The sequence below is a fragment of the Sulfurospirillum tamanense genome, from assembly GCF_016937535.1.
Lineage (GTDB): Bacteria > Campylobacterota > Campylobacteria > Campylobacterales > Campylobacteraceae > Sulfurospirillum_B > Sulfurospirillum_B tamanense.
The window spans coordinates 58,973-83,845 of sequence record NZ_JAFHKK010000001.1 but is presented as its reverse complement, the minus strand read 5'-3'; the positions used below and the strand labels follow the sequence as shown (position 1 = coordinate 83,845).

Annotated in this window: 25 protein-coding genes and 1 pseudogene; all 26 read left to right on the top strand. The window is 44.4% G+C overall.

The window, feature by feature from the left end; translation table 11 throughout:
- Positions 1 to 106 precede the first annotated feature (106 nt).
- The 26 genes and pseudogenes from JWV37_RS00425 to JWV37_RS00305 all read left to right on the top strand — a co-directional run bounded on the left by JWV37_RS00425 (position 107) and on the right by JWV37_RS00305 (position 24,812).
- Positions 107 to 661, top strand: a complete 555-nt coding sequence (locus tag JWV37_RS00425; protein ID WP_205457670.1) for a DUF507 family protein — start codon at positions 107 to 109, stop codon at positions 659 to 661.
- Positions 658 to 1,788, top strand: a complete 1,131-nt coding sequence (gene carA / locus JWV37_RS00420) for a glutamine-hydrolyzing carbamoyl-phosphate synthase small subunit (protein ID WP_205457669.1) — start codon at positions 658 to 660, stop codon at positions 1,786 to 1,788. Before JWV37_RS00425 ends, carA begins: the two co-directional genes overlap by 4 nt.
- A 21-nt stretch (positions 1,789 to 1,809) precedes the next feature.
- The gene (locus JWV37_RS00415; protein WP_369407627.1) at positions 1,810 to 2,484 is read left to right on the top strand and encodes a sulfite exporter TauE/SafE family protein; all 675 of its coding nucleotides are present in this window, start codon (positions 1,810 to 1,812) and stop codon (positions 2,482 to 2,484) included.
- Positions 2,484 to 3,701 (top strand): PAS domain-containing sensor histidine kinase, encoded by a 1,218-nt coding sequence (locus tag JWV37_RS00410; protein WP_205457668.1) that lies wholly within the window; start codon positions 2,484 to 2,486, stop codon positions 3,699 to 3,701. Before JWV37_RS00415 ends, JWV37_RS00410 begins: the two co-directional genes overlap by 1 nt.
- 29 nt (positions 3,702 to 3,730) lie before the next feature.
- Complete coding sequence (locus JWV37_RS00405; protein WP_205457667.1) at positions 3,731 to 4,414, top strand: response regulator transcription factor; 684 nt, start codon at positions 3,731 to 3,733, stop codon at positions 4,412 to 4,414.
- A gap of 133 nt (positions 4,415 to 4,547) precedes the next feature.
- Entirely contained in the window at positions 4,548 to 6,014 is a 1,467-nt protein-coding gene (gene ccoN, locus JWV37_RS00400) for a cytochrome-c oxidase, cbb3-type subunit I (RefSeq protein WP_205457666.1), read from the top strand.
- A 14-nt stretch (positions 6,015 to 6,028) separates the two neighbouring features.
- Positions 6,029 to 6,694: a cytochrome-c oxidase, cbb3-type subunit II gene (ccoO, locus tag JWV37_RS00395; protein WP_205457665.1), complete on the top strand. Its 666-nt coding sequence runs from the start codon at positions 6,029 to 6,031 to the stop codon at positions 6,692 to 6,694.
- Positions 6,695 to 6,703: 9 nt separating this feature from the next.
- Positions 6,704 to 6,907 carry a cytochrome c oxidase, cbb3-type, CcoQ subunit gene (locus tag JWV37_RS00390; RefSeq protein ID WP_205457664.1) on the top strand — a complete coding sequence of 68 codons (204 nt, stop codon included), beginning with the start codon at positions 6,704 to 6,706 and terminating at the stop codon, positions 6,905 to 6,907.
- A 30-nt stretch (positions 6,908 to 6,937) separates the two neighbouring features.
- A complete protein-coding gene (locus JWV37_RS00385) occupies positions 6,938 to 7,792 on the top strand; it encodes a cbb3-type cytochrome c oxidase N-terminal domain-containing protein (RefSeq protein ID WP_205457663.1) in 855 nt (284 codons plus the stop codon).
- 9 nt (positions 7,793 to 7,801) lie between these two features.
- The gene (locus JWV37_RS00380; protein ID WP_205457662.1) at positions 7,802 to 8,014 is read left to right on the top strand and encodes a DUF4006 family protein; all 213 of its coding nucleotides are present in this window, start codon (positions 7,802 to 7,804) and stop codon (positions 8,012 to 8,014) included.
- Positions 8,015 to 8,119: 105 nt separating this feature from the next.
- Positions 8,120 to 8,740 (top strand): TPM domain-containing protein, encoded by a 621-nt coding sequence (locus tag JWV37_RS00375; protein ID WP_205457661.1) that lies wholly within the window; start codon positions 8,120 to 8,122, stop codon positions 8,738 to 8,740.
- Positions 8,721 to 9,233, top strand: coding sequence for a FixH family protein (locus JWV37_RS00370; protein WP_205457660.1), 513 nt, complete (start codon positions 8,721 to 8,723; stop codon positions 9,231 to 9,233). Before JWV37_RS00375 ends, JWV37_RS00370 begins: the two co-directional genes overlap by 20 nt.
- A gap of 42 nt (positions 9,234 to 9,275) precedes the next feature.
- Positions 9,276 to 11,603 (top strand): PD-(D/E)XK nuclease family protein, encoded by a 2,328-nt coding sequence (locus JWV37_RS00365; protein WP_205457659.1) that lies wholly within the window; start codon positions 9,276 to 9,278, stop codon positions 11,601 to 11,603.
- 2 nt (positions 11,604 to 11,605) lie between these two features.
- Positions 11,606 to 14,308, top strand: a complete 2,703-nt coding sequence (locus tag JWV37_RS00360; protein WP_205457658.1) for a RecB-like helicase — start codon at positions 11,606 to 11,608, stop codon at positions 14,306 to 14,308.
- Between the two features lie 79 nt (positions 14,309 to 14,387).
- Positions 14,388 to 14,813 (top strand): 50S ribosomal protein L13, encoded by a 426-nt coding sequence (gene rplM, locus JWV37_RS00355; protein WP_205457657.1) that lies wholly within the window; start codon positions 14,388 to 14,390, stop codon positions 14,811 to 14,813.
- Positions 14,814 to 14,815: 2 nt separating this feature from the next.
- Positions 14,816 to 15,205, top strand: coding sequence for a 30S ribosomal protein S9 (gene rpsI / locus JWV37_RS00350; RefSeq protein ID WP_205457656.1), 390 nt, complete (start codon positions 14,816 to 14,818; stop codon positions 15,203 to 15,205).
- Between the two features lie 256 nt (positions 15,206 to 15,461).
- The gene (locus JWV37_RS00345; protein ID WP_205457655.1) at positions 15,462 to 16,505 is read left to right on the top strand and encodes a PstS family phosphate ABC transporter substrate-binding protein; all 1,044 of its coding nucleotides are present in this window, start codon (positions 15,462 to 15,464) and stop codon (positions 16,503 to 16,505) included.
- Positions 16,506 to 16,565: 60 nt separating this feature from the next.
- Positions 16,566 to 16,745 (top strand): annotated as a pseudogene (locus tag JWV37_RS12635) (phosphate ABC transporter permease family protein); the annotation flags it as partial.
- 117 nt (positions 16,746 to 16,862) lie between these two features.
- A complete protein-coding gene (pstC, locus tag JWV37_RS00340) occupies positions 16,863 to 17,822 on the top strand; it encodes a phosphate ABC transporter permease subunit PstC (RefSeq protein WP_240331934.1) in 960 nt (319 codons plus the stop codon).
- A gap of 9 nt (positions 17,823 to 17,831) precedes the next feature.
- Positions 17,832 to 18,998 carry a phosphate ABC transporter permease PstA gene (gene pstA / locus JWV37_RS00335; protein WP_205457653.1) on the top strand — a complete coding sequence of 389 codons (1,167 nt, stop codon included), beginning with the start codon at positions 17,832 to 17,834 and terminating at the stop codon, positions 18,996 to 18,998.
- Positions 18,999 to 19,007: 9 nt separating this feature from the next.
- Positions 19,008 to 19,781, top strand: a complete 774-nt coding sequence (gene pstB, locus JWV37_RS00330) for a phosphate ABC transporter ATP-binding protein PstB (RefSeq protein WP_205457652.1) — start codon at positions 19,008 to 19,010, stop codon at positions 19,779 to 19,781.
- A 58-nt stretch (positions 19,782 to 19,839) separates the two neighbouring features.
- Positions 19,840 to 20,529, top strand: a complete 690-nt coding sequence (locus JWV37_RS00325; RefSeq protein ID WP_205457651.1) for an ABC transporter permease — start codon at positions 19,840 to 19,842, stop codon at positions 20,527 to 20,529.
- A 162-nt stretch (positions 20,530 to 20,691) separates the two neighbouring features.
- Entirely contained in the window at positions 20,692 to 22,191 is a 1,500-nt protein-coding gene (locus JWV37_RS00320) for a peptide-binding protein (protein ID WP_205457650.1), read from the top strand.
- Between the two features lie 50 nt (positions 22,192 to 22,241).
- Positions 22,242 to 23,258 (top strand): OmpA family protein, encoded by a 1,017-nt coding sequence (locus JWV37_RS00315; RefSeq protein WP_205457649.1) that lies wholly within the window; start codon positions 22,242 to 22,244, stop codon positions 23,256 to 23,258.
- A gap of 8 nt (positions 23,259 to 23,266) precedes the next feature.
- Positions 23,267 to 24,061, top strand: a complete 795-nt coding sequence (locus tag JWV37_RS00310; RefSeq protein ID WP_240331929.1) for a mechanosensitive ion channel family protein — start codon at positions 23,267 to 23,269, stop codon at positions 24,059 to 24,061.
- A gap of 85 nt (positions 24,062 to 24,146) precedes the next feature.
- Positions 24,147 to 24,812: an HAD family hydrolase gene (locus JWV37_RS00305; RefSeq protein WP_240331928.1), complete on the top strand. Its 666-nt coding sequence runs from the start codon at positions 24,147 to 24,149 to the stop codon at positions 24,810 to 24,812.
- Positions 24,813 to 24,873: the final 61 nt, after the last annotated feature.

Genomic DNA, 24,873 nt, shown 5'->3' with positions numbered 1-24,873 from the left:
TTTTTATTAGTGTTTTTAAAATGCGATAGGCTATTGCCCTTCCTTGTCTCAACAGATATTTACCTTTTATTGGGTAAAATTGCCAAAATTTACCGAAGGTGACATTATGAAAATCCGAATGCCTCATACCCCTTACATCGCCAATAAAATCGCCATCGATCTTCTTAATTGCGGGTTTGTAACACTCACTTCCGGACTCGAGCCTGTTGCCAAATTGGGCCAAGAGTTTTTAGCGCAAGATGTTCAGCGAGAGCTGGCTTTGGAAGAGCGTGTCAATGAGGTACTAGAAGAAAACGAAGATGACATCGAATTTATGCAAGTAGACCGACGCAATATGTTTTGGCTTGTGAAGAAAAAACTAGCCAAAGAGTATGACGTTGTCCTTTCCTATGAAGACCGTTACAATGATGTGGCACACCGCATTTTGGAATCTGCATGGAAAACAGGACTTATTGAGTACACCGTTTCGGAAAATCGTGTTAAAAATGTGATTTACAATGCCATTGAAGAGTACTTGAAAAATTTTGAAGGCATTGAAGATGTGGTAATTGAGCGCATTAGCCACTATAAACGCAAGCTTGTTCCAGGTTCAGAAGAGTATGAGTTGGTGTTTGAGCGCTTGTACGAAGAGGAATTACGACGCAGGGGGATGTTGCAATGAGTTTAAAGCCCGTATGGATTTATGTAGAAAATGGTCTATTTTTAGAAGCAAAAGGGTTTGGTGCTTCGGGAACACGCGTGGGAGAGATTGTTTTTAACACTTCCATGAGTGGTTACCAAGAAATTATGAGTGATCCAAGCTATGCGGGACAGTTTGTTGTATTTACGATGCCAGAAATTGGCATCGTGGGCACCAATGATGCAGATATGGAGAGTGCTAAGGTGCATGCTTCAGGAATGATTGTGCGCAAAACAAATTTTGAAGCTTCTAATTTCAGATCTTCTTCTTCCTTGCCTGACTTTTTGGAGGCACATAAAACCCTTGGTATTTGCGACATTGATACACGCTATTTGACAAAAATGGTGCGCGATGGTGGTCCAAGAATGATGATTGCCTCAACAGAAATTTCTTCAAAAGAAGAGTTAAAACGCCTTCTTGAAGAGGCGCCACGTATCGAAGAAGTCGATTATATCCAACAAGTTAGCACCAAAGAGCCCTATGTGCATAATTACGGAGCATGGGACGAAACGGCACTTTCGTACAAAGAGGCAACAAACTATTTGGGTAAAAAAATTATTGCAATTGACTTTGGGGTAAAGCGCAATATTCTCAACGAATTGTGTGAAGTGGGGCTTGAAGTGGAAGTTGTGCCTTCTACATGTAAAGCCGAGGAGCTGATTGCTCGTTATGAAGCTGGGGAAATTTCAGGTGTATTTCTCTCTAATGGGCCCGGGGATCCGTTAATCTTAGCCGAACCTATCGCTCAAATCAAAGCACTCATTAAAGCAAAAATTCCTCTGTTTGGGATATGCTTGGGGCACCAACTGCTCTCTATCGCCCATGGTTATCCTACATATAAGCTGAAATTTGGGCAGCATGGTGGCAACCATCCTGTGAAAAACAGTGCAACAGGCATTGTAGAAATTACAGCGCAAAACCACAATTATAATGTGCCAGATGCGGTGTGCGAAATTGCAACCGTGACGCATATGAATTTGTTTGATAAGACGATTGAAGGGCTTGAGTACAAAGAAACCCCTGCCTTTTCTGTCCAACATCACCCCGAAGCAAGCCCAGGGCCGCACGAAAGTAAGTATATTTTTCAAACCTTTGCTAAACGCCTCTAAGAGGAGCAACCCATCGATGCAGTGAACCTATACGCAATTATTGGCGTCGCTTTTTTTGGAAGCTTGGGCCACTGTATCGGCATGTGTGGAGGCTTTGTGGTGGCCTACACCAGTGCTAAAATAAACCCCTCATCCCCTATTCCTTCTCAGCTTTTAGCCCACCTTGCCTACAATTTTGGACGCGTAACATCTTATGTTTTACTGGGCATATTATTTGGACTAATGGGTGGCGTTATTGCTATTTCTCCAATAGTTTTAGGGTATCTCTATTTTTGTGTAGGTATTTTTATGGTGCTTATGGGACTTTCTCTTATGGGGAAAATCAAGTTTTTAACTTCATTGGAATCTTCCTTGGCGACCCATCCGTGGGTGCGTATTTTATTTGCACGGCTTATTCGTTCACCTTCTTTGGGGAGTTTTTATGGACTTGGTCTCCTTAATGGGTTTTTGCCTTGTGGTTTGGTTTATTTCTTTGCCGTTTCGGCGGTGGCAACCGCTTCATGGTTTTGGGGTGGGGTGGTGATGGCTATTTTTGGTTTGTCCACAGTGCCTGCATTGCTTGGCTTTGGGTATATTATTGGGTTTTTAAAGGGCGGCCATTTTAGGGAACTTATGATCAAGGCGGCAAGCTTTTTAATCATAGGATACGGTATTTATATGAGTTATATGGGCTTTATGGCAACACAAGGAATGTGATGAAACTTGAAAAATACCAAGAAGCAATTGAGACAAGCAATATTGTTTCTAAGACTAACATTGAGGGTATTATTACGTTTGTCAATGATGAGTTTTGCCGTATTTGTGGTTATTCAAAGAAGGAACTCATTGGAGCAAATCACAACATTGTGCGTCATCCTGATGTGCCCAAAGAGACTTTTAAAAAGCTTTGGGAAACCATCTTAGCTAAAAAAGTTTATAAATCCACCGTTAAAAACCGTGCTAAAAATGGGACAACGTTTTATGTGAACACAACGGTTATTCCAATGGTAAATACACAAGGGGTTATTGAAGAGTTTATTGCCATCCGCTATGACGTGACAGACACGGTGGTGCTAACAGAGGCACTGAAACGCAAAGAGGAGGAGCTAGAACAGCTCAACTCCACCTTGGAGGAGCGGGTTCAGTCTCAAACGATGCAACTTAAAGATTTAAACCGAAATCTTGAACGTCGCGTGAGTGAAGAGGTTGCTAAAAATCGCGAAAAAGAGCGGCTGTTGTTTACTCAGGCGCGTTTGGCTTCCATGGGGGAAATGATTGGCAATATTGCACATCAGTGGCGCCAACCGCTCTCGGAACTTGGCATTGATTTGTATAAGCTTAAGAAGTTGTTTGGACAAGGCGACCAAAATGCTTTTTTGGAAACCTACGAACACGGCAAGGGGGTGATTAAGAAAATGTCTCAAACTATTGAAGATTTTCGTAATTTTTTCAACCCCAATAAGCCCCGCGAGGATTTTTATATAAACGAGGTGGTTGATGACGCGTTGGCTATGCTTAAGGGAACATTGGGGAGTGAACAAATTGTGGTGCGTGTTACATCTGAAGATAAAGTATTGATTCATGGCTTTAAAAGTGAACTTATTCAAGTGCTCATTAATCTTATCACCAATGCTAAAGATGCTTTTTTAGAAAGTTCTTGTGAGCAAAAATACATTGATATTCATATTGCGCGCTTTGATGGCAGAACATTAATGGTGAGTGTTCGAGATAACGCAGGCGGAATAAATGAAGAAATTTTGGAAAAAATATTTGAACCCTATTTCACAACAAAGCAAGGAAGTTTAGGGACGGGCCTTGGACTGTATATGAGCAAAATGATTGTTGAAAACAGCATGAAGGGGAGTATTGAGGCACTTAATGCTGGCGAGGGAGCTTGTTTCAATGTTAAAGTTCCGATAAGATTAGAAAAATAATAAACTATTATTGTATTGAGGAGTTGTAGATGGGTGCGGAGCTAGGCAATTTAAAAAGTTTGGTAGTGTTGTTTGTGGAGGATGAAAATGACATCCGCGAGGCGCTTGCTGGAGCAATTGAGGATGAATTTTCAAAACTCATTACGGCGCGTGACGGCGAAGATGGGCTTAAAAAATTTAAAAAATACAAACCCGATATAGTTGTTACAGATATCTCTATGCCTATTATGGATGGCCTAGATATGGCCAGAGCTATCAAGGCCATCTCTAAAGAAACTCCCGTCATTATCTTAAGTGCCTTTAGTGAAAAGGAGCGGTTATTAAAAGCGATAGACGTGGGGATAGATAAATATCTTATTAAGCCCATAGACCCAGATGAACTCATGGAAACGCTTTTACATGTAGCCAAGGAGCGTTTTGCGACAAGTGAGGTCATTGAAGTAGGCGGCGGGTACCAGTTTGATAAATCTAAACGTGTTCTTGTCTTGCAAGGTGAAGAGATTGGCTTAACCAAAAAAGAGCTACTTTTTGTTTCTTTGCTTGTAAAACACTTGGGAACCTTTGTGCTACATGAGGAGATAAAACGCTCCGTATGGGCCAATAAAAACGTCAGTGACGCCGCCATCCGAACCTTCATTAAGCGCGTAAGAGAAAAAACAGGAAGGGGATTCATTAAAAATGTTCCTGGTCTTGGATACAAAATCGACACATGAAATAAAATTTAACATTACCGTTTCAATTTAACACAAATTTAATCTTATTAAGCTTGCTTGTATCAAAGTTGTTTTATACTTCTCGAATTATGTGATATTAGCGTGACATAAAAATCTTAGCAGGAGGAATTTAATGCAACCAAGCAGTGCATTGAACTACGACTACACTGTTGCCAAACTGTTTATGTATGCTTCCATTCTTTTTGGAATCATCGGCATGGTAATTGGTGTGTTGATTGCCTATCAAATGGCATATCCAGAACTGAACTACCTCGCGGGCGAGTATGGTACGTTTAGTCGATTGCGCCCTTTGCATACCAGTGGGGTTATCTTCGGGTTTATGCTCGCAGGTATTTTTTCTACATGGTACTACATTGGACAGCGTGTTTTAAAGGTATCGATGGCTGAATCGCCTTTTTTGATGCTTATTGGAAAACTTCATTTTTGGCTTTATATGGTCGTGATGCTTGTTGCGGTTGTGTCGCTTTTTGCGGGCGTGACAACCTCTAAAGAGTACGCAGAACTTGAATGGCCTATTGATATTGGCGTGGTCATTGTGTGGGTGCTTTGGGGCGTGAGTATGTTTGGCCTTATTGGTATCCGTCGCGAAAAGGCACTGTATATTTCCCTTTGGTATTTCATTGCAACCTTTTTGGGAGTAGCAATGTTGTATCTTTTTAACAATATGGCAGTTCCCACGTACTTTGTTTCAGGCATGGGAAATTGGTACCACTCTGTTTCTATGTACGCAGGCACTAATGATGCGATGGTGCAGTGGTGGTATGGACACAACGCGGTTGCCTTTGTCTTTACTGTAGCAATCATTGCGCAGATTTACTACTTCTTGCCAAAAGAATCAGGCCAGCCTATTTACTCGTACAAACTCTCTTTGCTTTCATTTTGGGGCTTGATGTTTGTCTACTTGTGGGCAGGAAGCCACCACCTTATCTACTCTACAGTGCCTGATTGGATGCAGACCATGGGGTCTATCTTTTCGGTTGTGCTTATTTTGCCTTCTTGGGGTAGTGCAATCAACATGCTCTTGACCATGAAGGGTGAGTGGGGCCAGATTAAATCTAATCCGCTTATTAAGTTTATGATTTTAGCCTCCACCTTTTATATGTTTAGCACCATTGAGGGGCCGATTTTATCTATCAAATCTGTTAATGCTTTGGCGCATTTTACGGATTGGATTCCAGGTCACGTGCATGATGGTACTTTGGGTTGGGTTGGATTTATGACTATGGCGGCGATGTTTCATATGGCGCCTCGCATGTTTAAACGAGAACTTTACAGCAAAAAACTTTTAGAAGTGCAATTTTGGGTTCAGACTACGGGCATTGTGCTCTATTTTACAAGTATGTGGGTTGCAGGGATTACTCAAGGGATGATGTGGCGTGCAACGGACCAGTTTGGTAATCTTGCCTATTCGTTTATTGACACAGTGACGGTGTTGTTTCCTTACTATGTTATTCGGGCAACAGGTGGATTGTTGTATTTGGTTGGCTTCTTCATCTTCACTTACAATATGTACAAAACCATGACTGCTGGGAAAGCGCTTGAGAAAGAACCTCAAAATGCTTCGCCCATGGCAGCGTAAAAGGAGGATGGATTATGTTTAGCTGGTTAGAGAAAAACCCTTTCTTTTTTGCCGTTGCCGTTTTTGTTGTGATTGCTTACGCGGGCATTGTACAAATTATTCCGCAATTCGCGGAACAAGCGCGCCCTGTAGAAACACGAAAGCCCTACAGTGTGCTTGAGCTCGCTGGTCGTCATGTGTATATTAAAGACAGTTGTAATGCGTGCCATTCGCAACTTATTCGTCCTTTTAAATCTGAAACAGACCGGTATGGAAACTACTCTTTGAGTGGAGAATATGCCTATGATCGTCCTTTTCTTTGGGGTTCAAAGCGCACAGGGCCCGACCTTATGCGCGTAGGAAACTACCGTACAACCGATTGGCATGAGAACCACATGTGGGATCCGCTTTCTGTTGTGCCAAGCTCCATCATGCCTGCATATAAACACATGTTTAAAAACAATGCAGATATTGAAACAGCTTATGCAGAGGCTTTTACTGTTAAACAAGTGTTTAAGGTGCCTTATGACACTGAGGGAATGCCAGCTCTTGGCACATGGGAAGAGGCAAGAGAGCAAGTGTTTGCTGAAGCAAAAGTAGTAGTCGATAGCATGCGAAATCAGGATGTTAAAGATGCTTTTGAGCGCGGCGAAATCAAAGAAATTGTGGCGATTATCGCTTACATGAATAGCTTAAAATAAGGCATGACAATGGAATTGGAAACACTTAAAGAGCTTCTTGGATACGGGTATTTTGCTTTTACTATTCTTCTTGTTTTTGCAATGTATGGGTATGCGTACCATATGTACAAGTCTGAAAAAACAGGACGAAAAAGTTATGAGAAATATTCAGACATCGTCCTTAGGGATGAAATTCACGATACGCCAGTTGAATCCTTTTCCAAACAATGCTAAAAGCGCTAACTACAAAGAGGAGCACTAAAAATGGAATGGTTTAATTTAAGTGACAACGTCAACGTGCTATCGCTGATTGGTTCGGCTGCAATCATCTTGGCTACGTGGCTTGTTGCAGCAAAATATTTTAAGCAAATTCGCAACGAAAAAAGCGAAGGCGAGTTGCTTGAACACAACTGGGATGGTATTGGTGAGTATAAAAATCCCCCTCCTTTTGGTTGGGCTGTTGTGTTTGTTTTGACAATTGTTTGGGCAATTTGGTACTTTTTAGTGGGCTATCCCTTGAACGCCTATTCTCAGATTGGAGAATACAACGAAGAGGTGCAAGCACACAATGCGCGTTTTGAGCAGAAGTGGGCCAACCCAGACCAAGCCACGCTTATGGGAATGGGTGAGGGTGTTTATTTGGTCCAGTGCGCACCGTGCCATGGTATTACTGCTGATGGCATGGGAGGAAAAGCAACCGATCTAACTGTCTGGGGAAGTGAAAAAGCCATTGTTGAGGTTATTCTTGATGGTGCAAAAGGCTTGAACTATCCTTTGGGTGAAATGCCTGGAGGGTTGCTAGATGAGGCAAGCGCCAAGGCAGTTGCTGCTTATATGGCTCAAGAAATTTCCCAGACAAACACATCGGCTAATCCCTCCTTGGTCTCAATAGGAGAGGCCCTTTGGCCTACATGCGCAGCGTGTCATGGGGATGATGGCAAGGGCATGGATGGCATGTCGCCGGATTTAACTATTTATGGCAAGCCCGCATTTGCAGTTGAGGTGCTTAGCCGTGGGAAAAAAGGGTATATTGGCGACATGCCTGCCTTTAATGATGGCCGTCTCTCTGATGTTCAGAAGTTAGCTGTTGGCACATATATCCTCTCTTTGACCAAATAAGGAGTAATGATGGAAAATACAAACAGACATATTTTTTCACTACATGGCATCACGGGAATGCTCATTGCCACCCTTTTGCTCATTAGTATTTTGGTTGGCTTGACATGGTGGGGAATCGTGGCACAACAAGCGGTGGCGGATAAGCCTTATGTTATCACTGATCCCTCAGCGATTAAGATGATTGACAAAGACAATGCAAAGCTTAAAGTCATAAAGGAGTAATGCTATGGCCGAACATATGGATAAAATTATTACCATCGGATTAATTATTAGTGCGCTTATTTGTGCATGGGCTGTGCTTACTCCTAACGCATTGTTTATTGGCTAATGCACACTTTTTTACGTAGCGGTCGCCTTTTGGTGACTGCTTTCTCTCTAATCTTTTTTTCCAGTGTGCTCTCTGCTGCTGGCGTGCTTGTTAATGAAGGCATTATAGGGGAGCGCGCAGTCCAAAAGATAAATGTTTTGGGTGAAGAGTTGCGCCAAAAAAGTGGCGTGAATGTTTATTTGGTGGCACTTCACTCTTTGCAAGGAAAAGTGATGGCTGATGTGGAGCTAGAGCTTTCCTCTAAGCTTACCGCTCCTTATGCTCTATTGATGCTCTCAAAAGAAGATAAGCAGGTCAACATTCTTAGTTCAGGAGGAGTTGAAGCGCTGTTTAATAAGGATGCAATCTTGAGTCCTTACCCTTGGAGAGGGACAATTTTGCCACTTTTAACCACTAAAAAAGGAAGCGATAATTACACCGCAGCAATGTTGAATGGGTATGCGGATATTGTGGAGCAAATCGCAGCAACACAGAAGATTACATTGGACCACGCTATTGGAAGTGGGAATAAAAATACACTCAACATTGTGCGTATCATTGTTTACGCTACGCTCATATGGGCTGTTGGTGTCGCTTTATACCGAAGGAGAAAACACCGCCATGCACGCAACAACACCTAAACAAAAAAAAGAACGCAATCTTTGGCCTCATGCCATTGTTGGTGCTATTATTTTTATCATTGTGGCGTGTGGCTGGACCGTGAAAATCGCCCTAGACAATCCTGTTCAGTTTGACCAAACTTACCTTGCTAAATACGATCAAGTAGATAGCAGCATTAATGAATTGCGCGCCAATCAACAAGTATTTGATGGTCAGTTTGAAGCAATATTTCCTCTTTTGAAAGTAGAAATAGACAAACCCACACAGATTCCCCTGCAGATTCTTCGCAAAGTGGGTGCGCTACCCGTGGAAGAGGCTACAGTAACACTTTTAATTACACGCCCTGATACCAATGCGTTTAACCAAGAGCCGCATGTCTCCAAGGGAGAAAATGGCATGTTTTTCTTTGGGCCTGTGGTGTTAGACAAGCCAGGTCGTTGGCAACTTTTGAGTAAAATTCAGATTGATGAATTTGAGGGTTTTGTGACCCATGAGGTGTTTGCAAGCAAGTAACTTTTTGCTACAATGGCTCACTTATCCCAAGAAAGTGAGCCCATGATTCATATCTTCCCTACCCACCGCGCTGTCCGTTCTTTTTATGCTTCGTTTTCTTCTCAAGACACATTTTTGCCAAAGGCAATGAGCATTGCTGAATTTTTTAAAAAAGCGTTAATTGTCGAAGGTAAAGTGCAAGCAGAAGAGGAGATGCGTCTTCTTTTGATGCAGCAAGCTGTTGCGTTTGATGCCTTTGAAACTCTTAATATCCCGCAGCATTTTATGGCTTTTGTTAAAAACGCTTCCTACGTGTTTCGTTTTTTTGAGGAGCTTAGTGCGGAAGAAAAAACGATTGCAGATTTAGAGGGTGCGGATGTTTACGCACAATTTGCCGAACACCTTGCTTTGCTTAAACAGGTGTATGAAAACTATACACACGCCCTAGATGCGCAGGGGTTATATGATACCATTACCTTTCCGCTTTATGCGCGTATGGATGAGACGTTTGTCTTTACATGTAAAGCTATTACAGTGCATTTGGAAGGGTACTTGAGTAGCTTTGAGTGGCGCGTACTGGAGGAGATGGGACGTCTTGTGCCCTTACATGTAAAGCTTGTGGCAACGCCTTATAACGAAAAGGTCTTACAAGTTTTGCGTGCCAGAGGCATTGATTTGAAAATCGGAGAAGAGGCGCAGATTCGACTTGGCGGTGACGATTTTAGCACGTCACCTTGCTCTTTGAGTGCTCCTTGTGCGAAAGTTTATCCGTTGGCTTCTCGGAGTTTGCAGGTAGGGTTTGTGCTTGATTGTGTTGCGCGTTTTTTGCAAGAAGGACTAGCCCCAGAAGAGATTGTTGTAGTACTCCCTGATGAAGGGTTTGCTTCTTTGTTGCGCCTGTATGACCGTGCCTATGTTTTTAATTATGCCATGGGAAAGCCTGCTAAAGAGCTTGATTTTGTAGTGCGTTTGCGGGCTAAGGCCCAAGATGTTCATCAAACAACCCAACCCTCTTTGCACAGAATGAGGCGGCTGGGCATTGAAGAAAACACGCGTGAAGCATGGAAGAAACAGTGGAAAAAACCCACAAACTTTCATACTTTTGTGGCACTTATTGGTTCTTTTGAAGCAGAAGAAAACACCATCAAAGAGCAGCTTCACGAAGCGCTTGCTTCCTTGGAGCGTGTTCTTAAGATTGCGCCAACGCTCACATTCTCAGAGGCGCTAACCTTATTTTTACGCCGCCTTGACAAGATGCGCGTGGATGATGTGATGGGAGGGCCTGTGACGGTGATGGGAGTGTTAGAGACCCGAGGTGTGCATTTTAAAGGGGTGATTGTGCCTGATTTTAATGATGATTTGGTGCCTCATCGCAGCGAAAAAGATATGTTTCTCTCTTCTACTTTACGCCATTATGCAGGGTTGCCAGACAAGGAAGACAGAGAGCAATTACAGCGTTATTATTACAGCCGACTTTTTACCCAAGCTTCCCATGTAGCAATAGGCTATGTGGAGAATGAAGAAAAACTCCCCTCGCGTTTTTTGCAAGCCCTGAGAACAAAAAAAGAGCGTTATGATGAGAGCCTTAGCCAGCTTCTTTTGCCTTTTGTAGCTCAAAAATCTCGCGAAGAAACGCCTGTGCTTCACCCCCATGCTCCTTTTGAGAAGCCTCTTTCGGCAACGCGCTTGAAGGTTTTGTTAACGTGCAAACGGCGCTACTATCACCGGTATATTCAACACATTAAAGAGCCTCCTCTTCCCAAGGATGGCATTGAGGCAGTAGATATAGGCAATGCCCTGCATGGCGCCCTTGAAATAGCGTGTGCCCATCCTGAGTTTGGTGCTTCGGAGGTGAAAAATCAGGCCCTTGTTGCACACGCCCTTGATGCTACATTTGGCACCAGTGCCTCATGGCGCTTAGAAAAAGAGATATGGCGGGAGCGTCTTGGGGTGTTTTGCGCCAATGAAGCAGAACGCCATGCCAAGGGATGGCACCCATGGAAGCTAGAAGAGTCTTTAAAAAGCATCTTTGAGGGGGTGCATCTTGAGGGAAAAGTTGATCGTATTGATAAGCACCTTGCGGGCAGACTTGAAGTGCTTGATTACAAAACAGGCAACACCCTTAAAAGCGGTCCAAAAGCCATTGCTACCATGGTGGATTTTCAAATGCAGTTTTACTATATGTTAGCATCTACGCAAGGGGAGGTGGAGCGAGTGGGGTATTATGACCTTTTGCAAGGAGTCTGTGTGGAAGAAGAAGGAATGGAGGAAAAACTTGCGCAACTTAGTGATATTTTAGTGGCATACCGTTTTGTAGAGTCTTTTGAAAAGACTGATAAACGTGCAGCGTGTTCTTACTGCCCCTACGTGCATTTGTGCGGAAGGGGTTAAGAATGAAGCCTAAACTTGCCCTAGAGGCTAGTGCCGGAAGTGGCAAAACCTTTGCTTTGAGCGTGCGGTATGTTGCTTTGGTTTTGCAAGGGGCGCATCCTTCTAAAATCGTTGCTTTAACGTTTACAAAAAAAGCCGCCAACGAGATGAAGGAACGCGTAAAGGGGATTTTGGAAGACCTTGCCTCAAAACCAGCGGAATGGGAAGCCCTCAGCGCATTATTAGAGTGCGATAAAGAAGCGGTCTTAGCATTGCAAAAGCGTGCTTTGCCAAAGTTTTTAAATGCGGCACTCTCCATTGAAACCATTGACGCGTACGTGGCGCGAATTTTGCGTAAGTTTTCGCTTCACCATGGGATTTTGCCCGATTTTTCCATCGGGGCGCAGCCTGAAATGGTGGCACTTTTGGAGGCCTTTTTGATTAAGGTTGAAAAAGAGGGCAAGCAAGAAGCGTTGGTTAAATTTGCTGCCGCGCTTAGGTTGTCACGCAACGATATTTTTTCGCTTTTTGGAATGCTTTATGAAAAAGAGTCCGAGCTGGCTGCCCTAACGTTTCCCCCGACCCCTTACCCCAGCGACCATGAGGTGCTAGAGGCGGCTGGGGCGCTGTACGCATTTTTGGAAAAAGCCAAGGCAACACCACGCTCTTTAAGTCCTTTTGCTCCCACAACCCTTAGGGGCTTATTGGAGAAAAGCTTTTGGGCGAAGGAGAGCTTGGATTATTGGGATTATAAAAAACTTCACACGCCAGAGCTTGAAAGAGCATTTGAAGCCCTTAAAGACGCTTATGGCGCTTACGCAAAACAACGGGAAGGGTTTTTGCTAGGCGAGTTGATGGCACTGTTTGAGATTTACAAGCAGGTGCGCATGGGTGTGGCCAAAGAGCGCAATGAGCTCACCTTTACGGATGTGACCAATAGTGTGTATCGGTTGTTACATGAGGGGCTTGAGCGCGATTTTTTGTATTTTCGTCTCGATGGAATGGTAGAACATTTGTTGATTGATGAGTTTCAAGATACGAATGTGGCGCAGTACGAGATTTTGGCACCATTGGTAGAAGAGATTATCGCGGGAGTGGGTGTTAAAGAGGCGCGAAGTTTTTTCTATGTGGGCGATGTGAAACAGTCTATCTATCGGTTTCGTGGGGGTTCTGGAGCACTATTTTACGAGGCGGCATCGCGGTTTGATGTGCCTGTGGAGGCGTTGCGTACCAATTACCGCAGTAAGCCTGAGGTGGTTGCTTTTGTGAACGAAGTGTTTGAAAATGTACTGCCTCACTACACGCCCCAGGCAACCCCAAGCCATGTCTTGGGTGGAATGGTGCAGGTTGTTCAAGTAGACAGCCCTCTTGAGGGAGTAGTGGAGCAAGTAGGCGTTTTGTTGAAAAAAGGGGTACGCGATGAAGAAATAGCGGTTTTAACCCAAACTAACGACGATGCAAGCGCTATCAAAGAGGCTTTGCAAGAAGCCTATCCTACTTTACATGTAAACACCCACGCTACCCTCAGGCTTTGTGATATTCCTTTCGTTCAAGCACTTATTGCGTGCGCCAAGTACAGTTATTTTCAGGCGCCATTGTTTTGGCACGAAACACTAGCACTAAGCCAAAGTGAGGCAAAGCCGCGTATTTTTAGGTTTGAGGGGCCGCTGGAGATTGTGTTTCGCCAGATGGTGGAGTATTTGGGTTTGGACGGCTCTCATCTTTGGATAATTGCTTTTTTAGAAGCGGTTGGGCGCTATGAAGACATCGAAGCGTTTTTGTTTGATTTGGAGCGCTTTGACGCGCAAGCCCCCATGCAAGAGAGTGTGGGAGTCAAGGTTCTAACGGTACACAAATCCAAAGGATTAGAGTTTGGCTACGCGGTTGTGTGTGACCGCCTCAAGGGAGAAAACACCCACCGCGATCCGTTACTTTTTTCTTATGAGGGGTCACGACTGACGGGAATTTCTTATGTGCAAAAGCAACGTGAACACGTTGATGCTTTGTATGGGCTAGCTAAAACCAAAGAAAAAGAGCGCCAAAAAGAAGACCAACTCAATGCGCATTATGTGGCCCTAACCCGTGGACGTACAGGCCTTGTGGTGGTTCAAAAATCCCAAAAATCTGTATTTGAAAGCCTTGGGCTCACTCCGTGCGCGCGAGGAGAAATTTTGCCCAGTTCGCAGTCAGCTCATGCTCCTTTTGAGCCTTTGCAAAAGCCCTTAAAGCTTCATTCGTTAGGCTCTCAAACTAAGGAAAAATCCCAAGAGGAAAAGGAAGACGGTGCAATGGAGGCGCGGCTTTTTGGGCAAGCATTGCACGAGGCCCTTGAGTGGATGCCTGCGTTTGAACCTTCATGGGTTATCCCCGCGCTTTTGCGCCTAAGAGGGCGCTATGGTGCCCTAGGTGAGATGGCGTGGAAGGGGCTTGAGAAGCGGATTAAGGGGCTTATTGCCCATCCAGAGTTTGTGGCATTGGTGGGCGAGGGTGTTGTGCACAAAGAACAGCCCTTGATGTACCAAGGGGAGCAAAAGCAGGTAGATATGTTAGTCGAAAGAGACGATAAAGTAATCGTTATTGATTACAAAAGTGGACGCGCAGGAGAAGAGGGGCATAAAAAGCAAGTGCTCGCATACAAAGAGGCGGTGGCGTCCATTGTCCATAAACCGGTAGAAGCGCGGCTTTTTTATGTGGGTGAAAATCAAATCGAAATAATTAGCTTATAGAATGCTGAAATTAAGTTATATATAAGGATAACTTGATTACAATCACGACTCTTAAAACACATTGGCAAAGGCATAACGTATGACAAAAGTAACCAAGCCACATGAAGTAAAACGAGACTGGATTATTGTTGATGCAGAAGGTAAGAAATTTGGTCGTATTTTGACCGAAGTTGCTACTCTTCTTCGCGGAAAGCACAAACCATCGTTTACTCCAAATGTTGATTGTGGGGATTATGTAATCATCATCAACGCAAGCAAGGCAGTATTTAGCGGAAACAAATTGGATGCAAAATTGTATCACCGACACTCTGGCTACTTTGGTAGCACCAAGAGCGAAAAAATGGGCGAGCTTTTTGCAAGCAACCCTGTAAAACTTTATAAGCTTGCGGTACGCGGCATGCTTCCTAAGACAAACTTGGGAAAAGACATGCTTAAAAAACTCAAAGTCTATGCAGGTAGCGAACATCCTCATACGGCTCAAGTTAGCTCGGTACAAGGAAAATAACGATGGCAAAAATTTATGCAACTGGAAAACGAAAATCAGCTGTCGCTAAAGTTTGGGTGAGCCCAGGTAGCGGTAAAATTGTAATCAATGGCATGGACCTTAACTCTTGGTTGGGCGGACACGAAGCCATCAAACTTAAAGTGGTTCAGCCGTTGCTTGTGACCAAGCAAGAAGCGTCTATGGACGTGGTAGCAAACACCCTAGGTGGCGGTTACTCTTCTCAAGCAGAAGCACTTCGCCATGGTATTTCTAAAGCCCTTGCGTCTATGGATGCAGACTTTAGAGCATTGCTTAAACCCAAAGGCCTTCTTACCCGCGACTCCCGTGTGGTGGAACGTAAGAAATTTGGTAAGCGTAAAGCACGCCGAAGTCCACAGTTCTCTAAACGTTAAGAACGTTCTTGCCGAACGCTTAACACGCTTTTTAAGCAAAGCTTTAAAAGCTACGCTAACGCTGAGTTCTGTTCGGCACAGGGCCCACGCACCCTTGGTGCTCTAATATCAAAATCTCTCAAGCCCCATTTTTTGGGGCTTTTCCTCTTTTTCTTCCCCTTCTTTTTTCATTACATGTAAAACCCTTTTGTATCCGTTTGGTAATTATTTCGCGTTACAATCTCCCCCGAAATTACATTTTCCCAAGGAGTTGTTGATGACACTTTTAAAAAGAACAGTACTGGCTGCTGCGGCAGTGGCAGTTGTTGTGGGTGCTGCCCAAGCGCGCGATCAGATTCGTATTACAGGTTCCTCTACGGTGTACCCTTTTTCTAGCTATGTGGCTGAAGAGTTTGGCGCAACTACTGGCAATCCAACGCCTGTTGTGGAGTCTACAGGTTCGGGTGGCGGGATGAAAATTTTCTGTTCAGGCAATGGTCTTGATACGCCAGATTTTACCAATGCAAGCCGCGCAATGAAACTTTCTGAGTTTGAACTTTGCCAAGCAAATGGTGTAAAAAACATCACAGGCGTAGTGATTGGATTTGATGGTATCTCTATCGCACAAAGCAAAACCAATCCAAAGCTAGACCTTACTCTTGAGCAAGTCTTTTTAGCGTTGGCTGAAGAAGTGCCTAGTAAAGACGGCAAAAGCCTCGTGAAAAACCCTTACAAAAAATGGAGTGACATCGACCCTAAACTTCCAAATCGCGAAATCAAAATGATTGGCGCTCCTACAACTTCAGGAACCCGTGATGCGTTTGATGAGATGGTGATGGAAAAAGCTTCCAAATCTTTTGAAGCCTATGGAAAACAAAAGGGAAAATACAAGAAAGTACGTAGTGATGGCGCATTTATTCCTGGTGGCGAAAATGACAATTTAATTGTACAGCGTCTTGAGCAAGATAAAGACGCTGTGGGTTACTTTGGCTATAGCTTCTTGGAAGAAAATCACGACAAAATAAGCGGCGTAACACTAGGTGGCATTGAGCCGAATTTCGACAATATAGCAAGCGGTAAATACCCTGTTGCTAGGAGCCTCTTTTTCTACGCCAAAACAGACCATTTCGGTAAAGTGAAGGGCATGGAAGACTATCTTGACTTGTTTGTGAGCGACATGATGATTGGCAAAGATGGTGTTCTTAAAACTATTGGACTCATTCCTATGCCAGAAGCTACCCTTAAAAAAGTACAAGCCTCCGTCAAGGCGCGCACGCCTTTGACTGAAGATATGGTAAAAAAAGGCGTTGTAACAAAGTAATTTTATCGTTACATGTAAAGGGTTTGTCCCTTTACATGTAAACTCTTTAAAGGGCAATTCGTGACACAACAAACACTTTTTCTTATTTTTTTTGGTGGGTTGGCGCCACTTTTATTTATAGCGTATGTGTTAGGCAGAGGGCGTGCTTCGCGCATTCGTGCCAAAGGCATAAAAATGCACTCTCAGCCCGACCAATACGGTTGGTTTGTTACCCTTTACACGGGCTTGCCGGTGATTATGGTGGGGGTTGTAGGGGTGTTTTTATCTCTTTTTGGGTGGCAGGGGTTGCCCCCTTTGATGTTGATTGCTGCGGCGCTTGGGGCAGGCGCCATTAGCCTTTACTTTCTTTTTTCTCGCATGGACGGACACACAAAAGCTAGGGATTTGGTGGAGCAGTTTATTCGCGGCGTTTTGATGCTCGCTAGCTTTATTTCCATTATTACCACCTTTGGTATTTTGATTTCTATTGTGTTTGAAGCGATGCATTTTTTCCAACGTGAAAGCTTTTTTAATTTTTTATTTGGCTTGGAATGGAACCCTGACAGTGCTTTTTTAGAAGGAGCAGGGCGAGGGCATGAAGAGGTTTCGGCTGCAAAATTTGGCGCAGTGCCCATTTTTGCGGGAACCTTTTACATCACTGCTATTGCCATGCTTGTTGCGGTGCCTATTGGGCTTTTTTCAGCCATTTACCTTGCCGAATACGCGAGTGAAAAAACCCGAAACCGCGTGAAACCTGCCCTTGAAATTTTAGCAGGCATCCCTACGGTGGTTTACGGGTTTTTCGCAGCCATCACGGTAGCGCCTTTGCTGGTAGCGCTTTTTGAGTCGCTAGGCATTCGGGCATCTTATGAGAGTGCGCTAGGTGCTGGGGTTGTTATGGGGATTATGATTATCCCCATCATTGCGTCGCTTTCGGATGATGTGATTAGCTCTGTGCCCCAAAACGTGCGCAATGGCTCTTTGGCTCTTGGGATGAATCAAGCCGAAACCATCAAATTTGTGGTGCTTCCCTCGGCGATGCCTGGCATCATTGCGGCAGTCCTTTTGGGTGTGTCGCGTGCTTTGGGGGAGACAATGATTGTGGTTATGGCAGCGGGGCTTCGACCAAACCTCTCGTGGAATCCTTTAGAAGACATGACAACGGTTACGGTAAAAATAGTTGAATCTCTCATCGGCGACCAAGCCTTTGACAGCTCGCTTACGCTAGCGGCCTTTGCTCTTGGGTTGGTGCTGTTTGTAGTAACACTGATTATTAATGTGATTTCAGTCTACATGATTCGCTCTTTCCATAAAAAATACAAAGTTTCGAGCTTATAAGGGGATAAGATGAAAGAAAATAACTATTTTTATATCCCACAAATTAAAAAACGCAACCAAAAAGCTGCGCGCTTTAAAGGGTTTGCTGCGTTGGCGCTAGCGTCTTCACTCTTCTTTTTGGGAATTTTTTTGTTTGATATGGTGCGTCAGGGGTTGCCGGCTTTAAATCAAGTCTACGTCAAAGTGGATGTGACAATCGACGAGGGAACCCTTAAGAATCCTTATGCTGAATTTGACCGCAATACGTTGAGTGTGATTTCGCGTGCGTGGGTGCGGGGTTTGCCTGCTATGGTGGAAAAGAATCCCGAATGGATGAACACCACCCAAACCCTATGGGCCTTGGGCGCGGCAGAAACCGACCAGTACATTAAAGGCAAACAGCACCGCCTTAAGCCTGCACAGATTGAACAAGTTGAAGCCTTGAGGGCAGAGGGAAAGGTGGAGTTGCGTTTTAACAGCATTTTTTTCTCAACAGGTGATTCTAAAATCCCTGAAAATGCAGGGTTTTTCTCTGCTGTTGTAGGCTCGGTGCTTACGATGCTTGTGACCATGGCCATTGCGGTGCCTATTGGGATTATGACGGCGATTTATTTGGAAGAGTTTGCGCCCGATAACCGTTTGACACAATTGATTGAAATCAACATCAATAACCTTGCGGCCATTCCTTCTATCTTGTTTGGTTTGTTGGGCTTGGCGATTTTTATCAACTTTTTTGGCGTACCGCGCAGTTCGCCACTGGTGGGTGGGATGACCTTGGCGCTTATGAGTTTGCCTGTGATTATTGTGAGTTCAAAAGCGGCCCTCAAATCCGTGCCTGAATCCATTCGCTTGGCGGGATTTGGGCTAGGACTAACCCGCTGGCAAATTGTCAAAGACCATGTGTTGCCCCTTGCTTTACCAGGGATGCTAACAGGTTCTATCATTGCATTAGCCCAAGCTATCGGCGAAACGGCACCGTTGATTATGGTGGGAATGATTGCGTTTGTGCCCGATGCTGCGACAAGTATTTTTGAAGCAGCGACGGTTATGCCTGCACAAATTTACACGTGGTCAGGGATGCCTGAGAAAATGTACGTGGAAAAAACAGCGGCGGGAATTTTGGTATTACTAACGATTTTATTATCTTTAAACACGGTTGCAATTTTCTTGCGCCGCAAATTTACGAAAAAATGGTAAAGGAAAAAGATGAACACTGAGGGCTTACATGTAAAGGTGCAATCACGCGATTTAAAGTTGTGGTACGGCGACAATCAAGCACTTAAGGGCGTGAACTTAGATATTTATGAGAACAAAATTACGGCGTTTATTGGACCCTCAGGTTGTGGAAAATCGACCTATTTGCGCTGCTTGAACCGGATGAATGATTTGATTAGCTCTGTGCGCATTGAAGGAAAAATAGAGATTGACGGCCATGATATTTACGACCCTAGCGTGGACGTGGTGGCGGTGCGCAAACGCATTGGGATGGTGTTTCAACAACCCAACCCTTTTCCTAAAAGCATTTACGAAAATGTAGCGTACGCACCGTTGATGCACGACATTGTCAAAAAAGGCCCCCAGTGCGATGAGCTCGTAGAAAAGTCTATCCGCAGTGCGGGTCTTTGGGAAGAGGTTAAAGACAAGCTAAAACAGCCTGGCACCGCGCTCTCAGGCGGACAACAACAGCGTTTGTGCATTGCCAGAGCCATTGCGGTACAGCCTGATGTGATTTTGATGGATGAGCCCACTTCTGCCCTTGATCCCATTTCGACCCAAATTATCGAAAATTTGATGGTGGAGCTCAAAGAGAAATTTACCCTTGTAGTGGTGACGCACAACATGCAACAAGCCGCTCGTGTAGCCGACTACACCGCCTTTTTTCACTTGGGTGATTTGGTGGAATACGGCGAAACGGAGCAGATGTTTGTTAATCCTAAAGAGGAAAAAACAGAGCAATACATCACAGGAAAATTCGGGTAATTTTGTTTTTTTGCATGCTATACTTCCTCCTTTAATGTTTTACATGTAAAGGAAAAAAATGGCACTGATTTCTTGGGGGTCCCTTGTTCTTATGGCGCTCCCTTTGGTGATGCTTGGTGTTGTCATGGCGCGTTGGGGTTTTAGCGTCAAGCCTCTTGGTGTCGCTTCGGTACGCATGGTGTTACAGCTTTTGGCCATCGGGTATGTACTTGTTTTTTTGTTTGAAGCGCCCAATGTGTGGGTTAGCGTGGCAGTTTTTAGTGTGATGCTTGGGGCTTCAACACTGATTGCTAAACGCCACTTAAAAACCTGTGGAGCGCGCTCTCTTGGCGCTTTGCTTGTGAGTATTGCGTTGGCTTCTTCTGGAATGTTGGCTTTGGTAATGCATGTTATTGGCACCACGCCATGGTACCATCCCCAATCATTCATCCCCCTTGCGGGGATGATCGTTGCTGCTAGCATGAATGCTCTGAGTTTGTATGCGGAGCGTTTGGCCAGCGAAAGGGAAAATCACCCTTTTGATGTGGCCAGAAACAGCGCCTTTGGTGCTTCGCTCATCCCACAATTTAACAGTTTTTTGGCCGTAGGGTTGGTTTCGCTTCCGGGTATGATGACAGGACAGATTCTCTCGGGTGTTTCGCCGATGGTGGCGGTACGGTACCAGATAGTTGTTATGGTGATGGTGTTGTGTACGGCAGGATTTTCAGTGGTGCTTTACACATTTTTTTCACAAAAATTAGAAGGTTAACTCTTTATTTACTTGAAGTTTAGAAGGTGTTTACTTCTGGGGACTATACTTTCAAAGTCCACAGAGACAAACACTCCTTTTTGTAGTACTAAGATTTTTCACCACGCTAGGCATCTGGGTTACCCGCCCCGGATGCCATTTTTTTTTGGTACAATCTTTCCCATGAAAACCTTCCTCTTTTTTCTCATTTTTCAAAGTCTCCTTTTGGCCTCAACACTCCATTTGTCCATTGCTGCAAATCCTAGTCGGTTTAATCCGCTTCTTGCTACAGATAGTGCTAGTAGCACCATCACGCGTTGGCTTTTTAGTGCTTTGGTGCGCTACGACAAAGAGGGCAACATTGAACCAGAATTGGCCCAAAGCTTTACGTTTCTTTCTCCCACACTGCTTGAATTTCGCTTGCGTAAAGACGTGCAGTGGAGTGACGGCGCGCCTTTTAGCGCCAAAGACGTGCTTTTTACTTACGAGACCATTCTTTCCCCTGAAATTTTTACCCCATATTCTAGTGGTTTTTCCCATGTGGAAACCGTGGAAATGGTGGATGAGTATACTTTACATGTAAAGTATAAATACCCTTATTTTAAAGCACTGGAAATTTGGATGATGGAAGTGCTGCCGCACCATTTACTCAAAGATGAAAAAGCAATGATGACGTCGCGTTTCAACCAAGCGCCTGTTGGTACAGGGCCGTATATTTTAGAAACCTTTGAGCTCTCTAAAAACATTGTCTTGCGCGCCAATCCGCACTATTTTGGAGGAAAACCTAAGCCTGAGCGCCTCGTGTTTCATTTTTTGCCTGACAATGCGACGGAGTTTATGATGCTCCGTTCACAAAAACTTGATTTGAGTAGCATTACCCCTTTGCAGCATGAACGCCAATTGGATACTTCATTTCATGAGTTTTACAACGTGCATGAGAGCATTGCGCACAGTTATGCCTATGTGGGGCTGAACCTCAAAGACCCAAAATTTCAAGATCACCGTGTGCGCCAAGCCCTTAGTCTTGCCATAGACCGCCAAGAGTTGGTGGATATTTTGTTGTTTGGGCATGGCGAGGTATCTACGGGGCCATTCTTACCTCGCACAAATGCCTTTGACCCCGACGTAAAAGCACCCCTCCAAGACATTCAAAAAGCCAAAGCACTTCTTGCCCAAGCGGGATACGGCGTGGAAAATCCTTTGGAGTTTACGCTAACGACCTCTTCGGGCGCACGCGCAGCGACAGCAGAAATTCTGCAATACCAGCTGGCTAAAGCGGGCATTAAAATGCGCATTCGGGTTATGGAGTGGCAAGCTTTTTTAAATACAGTGATTTTACCCCGCCGCTTTGATGCGGTGCTTTTGGCGTGGAGTGTGGGGCTTAAAAGCGATGCATACAGCATCTGGCACAGTGAATCTATGCGCAAGGGCGGATTTAATTTTGTAGGGTATGCTAACCCCCGTGTGGATGCGCTTATCAAAGAGGCAGAGCGCGTTGTCGATGAGGAAAAATTTGGGGGGATTTACCGTGAAATTTATCGCCAAATTGCGTACGATGTGCCTTATTTATTTTTGTATGTTCCCAAGTCTCTCAGTGTTGTCAACCGTGCTATTACACCGGTGGAGCCTTCGCTTATTGGTATTACCCACAACCTTACAGCGTGGGAAAAGTTGGTGCAATAGGTTTTTGGCTATAATGTGTCTTAGTACAACATTTTCTCAAAGGATATGTCATGAAAAAAATTGCTATCGCGTTAGTGGCGGCAACCGCGCTTATTGCCGGTGAGGCAGCTTATCATTACGAGGTAACACCGACCTTTGGTGGCGTGAAGCCTGAAGGAAACCTTGGTCTTAAGGACCAGCTAAATTACGGTCTACGTTTAGGAAGAAATGTGGAAGGATTTATCTTTGACCAAATTGAACTTGGCATTGAACACGCCCCTCGTGTGGGTATTAAAGGTTCAAGTTCAAAAACAGACATCACGCGCTATTTTGCTAATATTGTCAAAGAGTATGATGTAGCAGCCAAAACAAAGCTCTATGCTCTTGTGGGATTGGGATATGAGCATTTAAGTAAAGAATTCGCTAAAAATGACAGTGCTATGTTTGGTAATTATGGTGTAGGTGTAAAATACCAACTCATCAACGACCTATGGCTCAAAGCAGATGTGCGCCATGCTATCAAGTTTGACCACGGCGCCAATAACCTCCTTTATACAGTGGGCCTAGGCATTCCTTTTGGCCCAAAAACAACAAAACCTGCTCCTGTGGAACCTGCGCCAGTAGTAGCTCCAGAACCGATTCCTGTTGCTCCTGTGGTTGAGAAAGACACTGATAAAGATGGTGTTATTGATCGTCTTGATCAATGCCCCAACACGCCAATGGGTGTTGAAGTTGGGCTTGATGGATGTGCCAAAATGGTAACGTTACGCGTTACTTTTGGTTTTGATGATGCAAAAGTTCAGCCTGAATTTATGCATGAGATTGAGGCGGTTGCGGCTTTTTTGAAGGCACACGAAGTCTTTACAGTACGTCTTGAAGGCCACACGGATAGTAAAGGTTCTGAGGGCTACAATCAAACCCTTTCGCAGGCGCGTGCCCAAGCTGTTGCGGCAGAATTAACCCGCTTGGGCGTCAAAAAAGAACGCATCACTACCGTTGGATTTGGGGAACTTCAACCAGTTGCCACCAATGATACCGAAGAGGGCAGGGCACTTAATCGCCGTGTTGAAGCAAAATTTAAAGATTAGGAAACATGATGGAATGGGAATCAATCGCCACACTAGCAGGTGCGTACGGCCTGAAAGTATTGGGCTCTCTTTTTATCTTTTTTGTAGGAAAAAAATTAGCAAGTTTAGCCTCTTCACTTGCTAATAAAATGATGGAAAAGGCCAAGGTGGAAATTACTTTGGCCAAGTTTTTTTCCAATGTGATTTACGGGTTATTGTTAGTGGTGATTGTGCTTGCGGCACTTTCTAACATAGGCATTGAAACCACCTCGTTTGTGGCTGTTTTGGGAGCCGCTGGCTTGGCTGTGGGCCTTGCTTTTAAAGACACGTTTTCCAATGTTGGCGCGGGGGTTTTGCTTGTGGTGTTTCGTCCTTTTAAAGTGGATGATTTCATTAACGCTGCTGGCGAGTCGGGCACAGTGGAAGAGATTAATCTCTTTAGCACCTTTATGCGTACGGCAGACAACAAGCTGATTATTGTTCCTAATGGTCGCATTATTGGAGGCAATATTGTCAACTTTTCTGCCAAGCCAACGCGGCGTGTGGATTTGAAATTCGGTGTGAGCTATGGCGATGATTTGCGCCTAGTAAAGCAAGCGTTACGTGAGGTTCTTGAAGCGGATGAGCGCATTTTAAAAGAACCTGAGCCTTTTGTGGCGGTTTCGGAATTGGCAGATAGTAGTGTCAATTTTGTTGTGCGCGCATGGGTGAATAGCCCAGATTATTGGGGTGTATACTTTGACACTACGGAAAGAGTGAAGCTAGCTTTTGATGAAAAAGGCATCACTATCCCCTTCCCGCAAGTACAACTTCATAAAGAGTAACGAGTAGACCCAGCGGCAGTCTGGGTCTATCATACGTTTTTTATGCTCCATAGGTACAATGCCATTTACATGTAAAGGATTTGATTTGCAGGTTATTTTGTTTGATTTAGACGGAACGCTGATTGATTCAACCGAGGCAATTATCGGTGGATTTGCCGCTGCGTTTGAACGGCACGATTGTCCTAGGCCTTTGCATGAAGAGGTATGTGCGTTGATTGGACATCCTTTGGATGTGATGTTTTCGCATTTAGGTGTTGAGCCAGAAAATGTTCAAGCCTATGTGCGTGCATACAAAGAGCATTACCGTGTGGTTTCAAAGCCTAAAACAACCTTATTGCCTACCGCCAAAGAAGCACTTGCTTTGGCCCGTTCTTTTGCGACCCTAGGCGTTGTAACTACCAAAACGAGCCAATATTCCAGAGAGCTTTTGGAGCACATGGAAGTGATGCACTATTTTGATGTGCTCATTGGACGAGAAGACGTCACCCATCCCAAGCCTCATCCTGAGCCTGTGCTTAAAGCACTAAGCGCATTAAATGCTCCAAAAGAGACCAGTTGGATGATAGGAGATACGTGTATGGATATGGTGGCAGCAAAGGAAGCAGGGATACGCGGTGTAGCGGTTACATGCGGGTATGGGGCACTTTCACACCTCGAAAAATGTACGCTACATGTTACGAATTCACCCATTAAAGCAGTGGAAAAAATCCTGAAATTGAGTAAAAATGATACAATCCGAAACGTATCCTGAAGCTAAATTTCATGATTTTTTCATTTTGTTAATCTTTAGTGGGACTTAAGAGAGACAAAAG

Coding starts and splice junctions, on each gene's coding strand:
- JWV37_RS00360 (WP_205457658.1), top strand. CDS start 11,606: ATGAAGCCTAAACTTGCCCTAGAGGCTAGTGCCGGAAGTGGCAAAACC.
- JWV37_RS00320 (WP_205457650.1), top strand. CDS start 20,692: ATGAAAACCTTCCTCTTTTTTCTCATTTTTCAAAGTCTCCTTTTGGCC.
- JWV37_RS00325 (WP_205457651.1), top strand. CDS start 19,840: ATGGCACTGATTTCTTGGGGGTCCCTTGTTCTTATGGCGCTCCCTTTG.
- JWV37_RS00375 (WP_205457661.1), top strand. CDS start 8,120: ATGCACACTTTTTTACGTAGCGGTCGCCTTTTGGTGACTGCTTTCTCT.
- JWV37_RS00310 (WP_240331929.1), top strand. CDS start 23,267: ATGGAATGGGAATCAATCGCCACACTAGCAGGTGCGTACGGCCTGAAA.
- pstA (WP_205457653.1), top strand. CDS start 17,832: ATGAAAGAAAATAACTATTTTTATATCCCACAAATTAAAAAACGCAAC.
- JWV37_RS00405 (WP_205457667.1), top strand. CDS start 3,731: ATGGGTGCGGAGCTAGGCAATTTAAAAAGTTTGGTAGTGTTGTTTGTG.
- JWV37_RS00390 (WP_205457664.1), top strand. CDS start 6,704: ATGGAATTGGAAACACTTAAAGAGCTTCTTGGATACGGGTATTTTGCT.
- JWV37_RS00365 (WP_205457659.1), top strand. CDS start 9,276: ATGATTCATATCTTCCCTACCCACCGCGCTGTCCGTTCTTTTTATGCT.
- JWV37_RS00385 (WP_205457663.1), top strand. CDS start 6,938: ATGGAATGGTTTAATTTAAGTGACAACGTCAACGTGCTATCGCTGATT.
- rpsI (WP_205457656.1), top strand. CDS start 14,816: ATGGCAAAAATTTATGCAACTGGAAAACGAAAATCAGCTGTCGCTAAA.
- JWV37_RS00410 (WP_205457668.1), top strand. CDS start 2,484: ATGAAACTTGAAAAATACCAAGAAGCAATTGAGACAAGCAATATTGTT.
- JWV37_RS00345 (WP_205457655.1), top strand. CDS start 15,462: ATGACACTTTTAAAAAGAACAGTACTGGCTGCTGCGGCAGTGGCAGTT.
- JWV37_RS00315 (WP_205457649.1), top strand. CDS start 22,242: ATGAAAAAAATTGCTATCGCGTTAGTGGCGGCAACCGCGCTTATTGCC.
- pstC (WP_240331934.1), top strand. CDS start 16,863: ATGGACGGACACACAAAAGCTAGGGATTTGGTGGAGCAGTTTATTCGC.
- JWV37_RS00380 (WP_205457662.1), top strand. CDS start 7,802: ATGGAAAATACAAACAGACATATTTTTTCACTACATGGCATCACGGGA.
- ccoN (WP_205457666.1), top strand. CDS start 4,548: ATGCAACCAAGCAGTGCATTGAACTACGACTACACTGTTGCCAAACTG.
- rplM (WP_205457657.1), top strand. CDS start 14,388: ATGACAAAAGTAACCAAGCCACATGAAGTAAAACGAGACTGGATTATT.
- carA (WP_205457669.1), top strand. CDS start 658: ATGAGTTTAAAGCCCGTATGGATTTATGTAGAAAATGGTCTATTTTTA.
- JWV37_RS00425 (WP_205457670.1), top strand. CDS start 107: ATGAAAATCCGAATGCCTCATACCCCTTACATCGCCAATAAAATCGCC.
- ccoO (WP_205457665.1), top strand. CDS start 6,029: ATGTTTAGCTGGTTAGAGAAAAACCCTTTCTTTTTTGCCGTTGCCGTT.
- JWV37_RS00370 (WP_205457660.1), top strand. CDS start 8,721: ATGCACGCAACAACACCTAAACAAAAAAAAGAACGCAATCTTTGGCCT.
- pstB (WP_205457652.1), top strand. CDS start 19,008: ATGAACACTGAGGGCTTACATGTAAAGGTGCAATCACGCGATTTAAAG.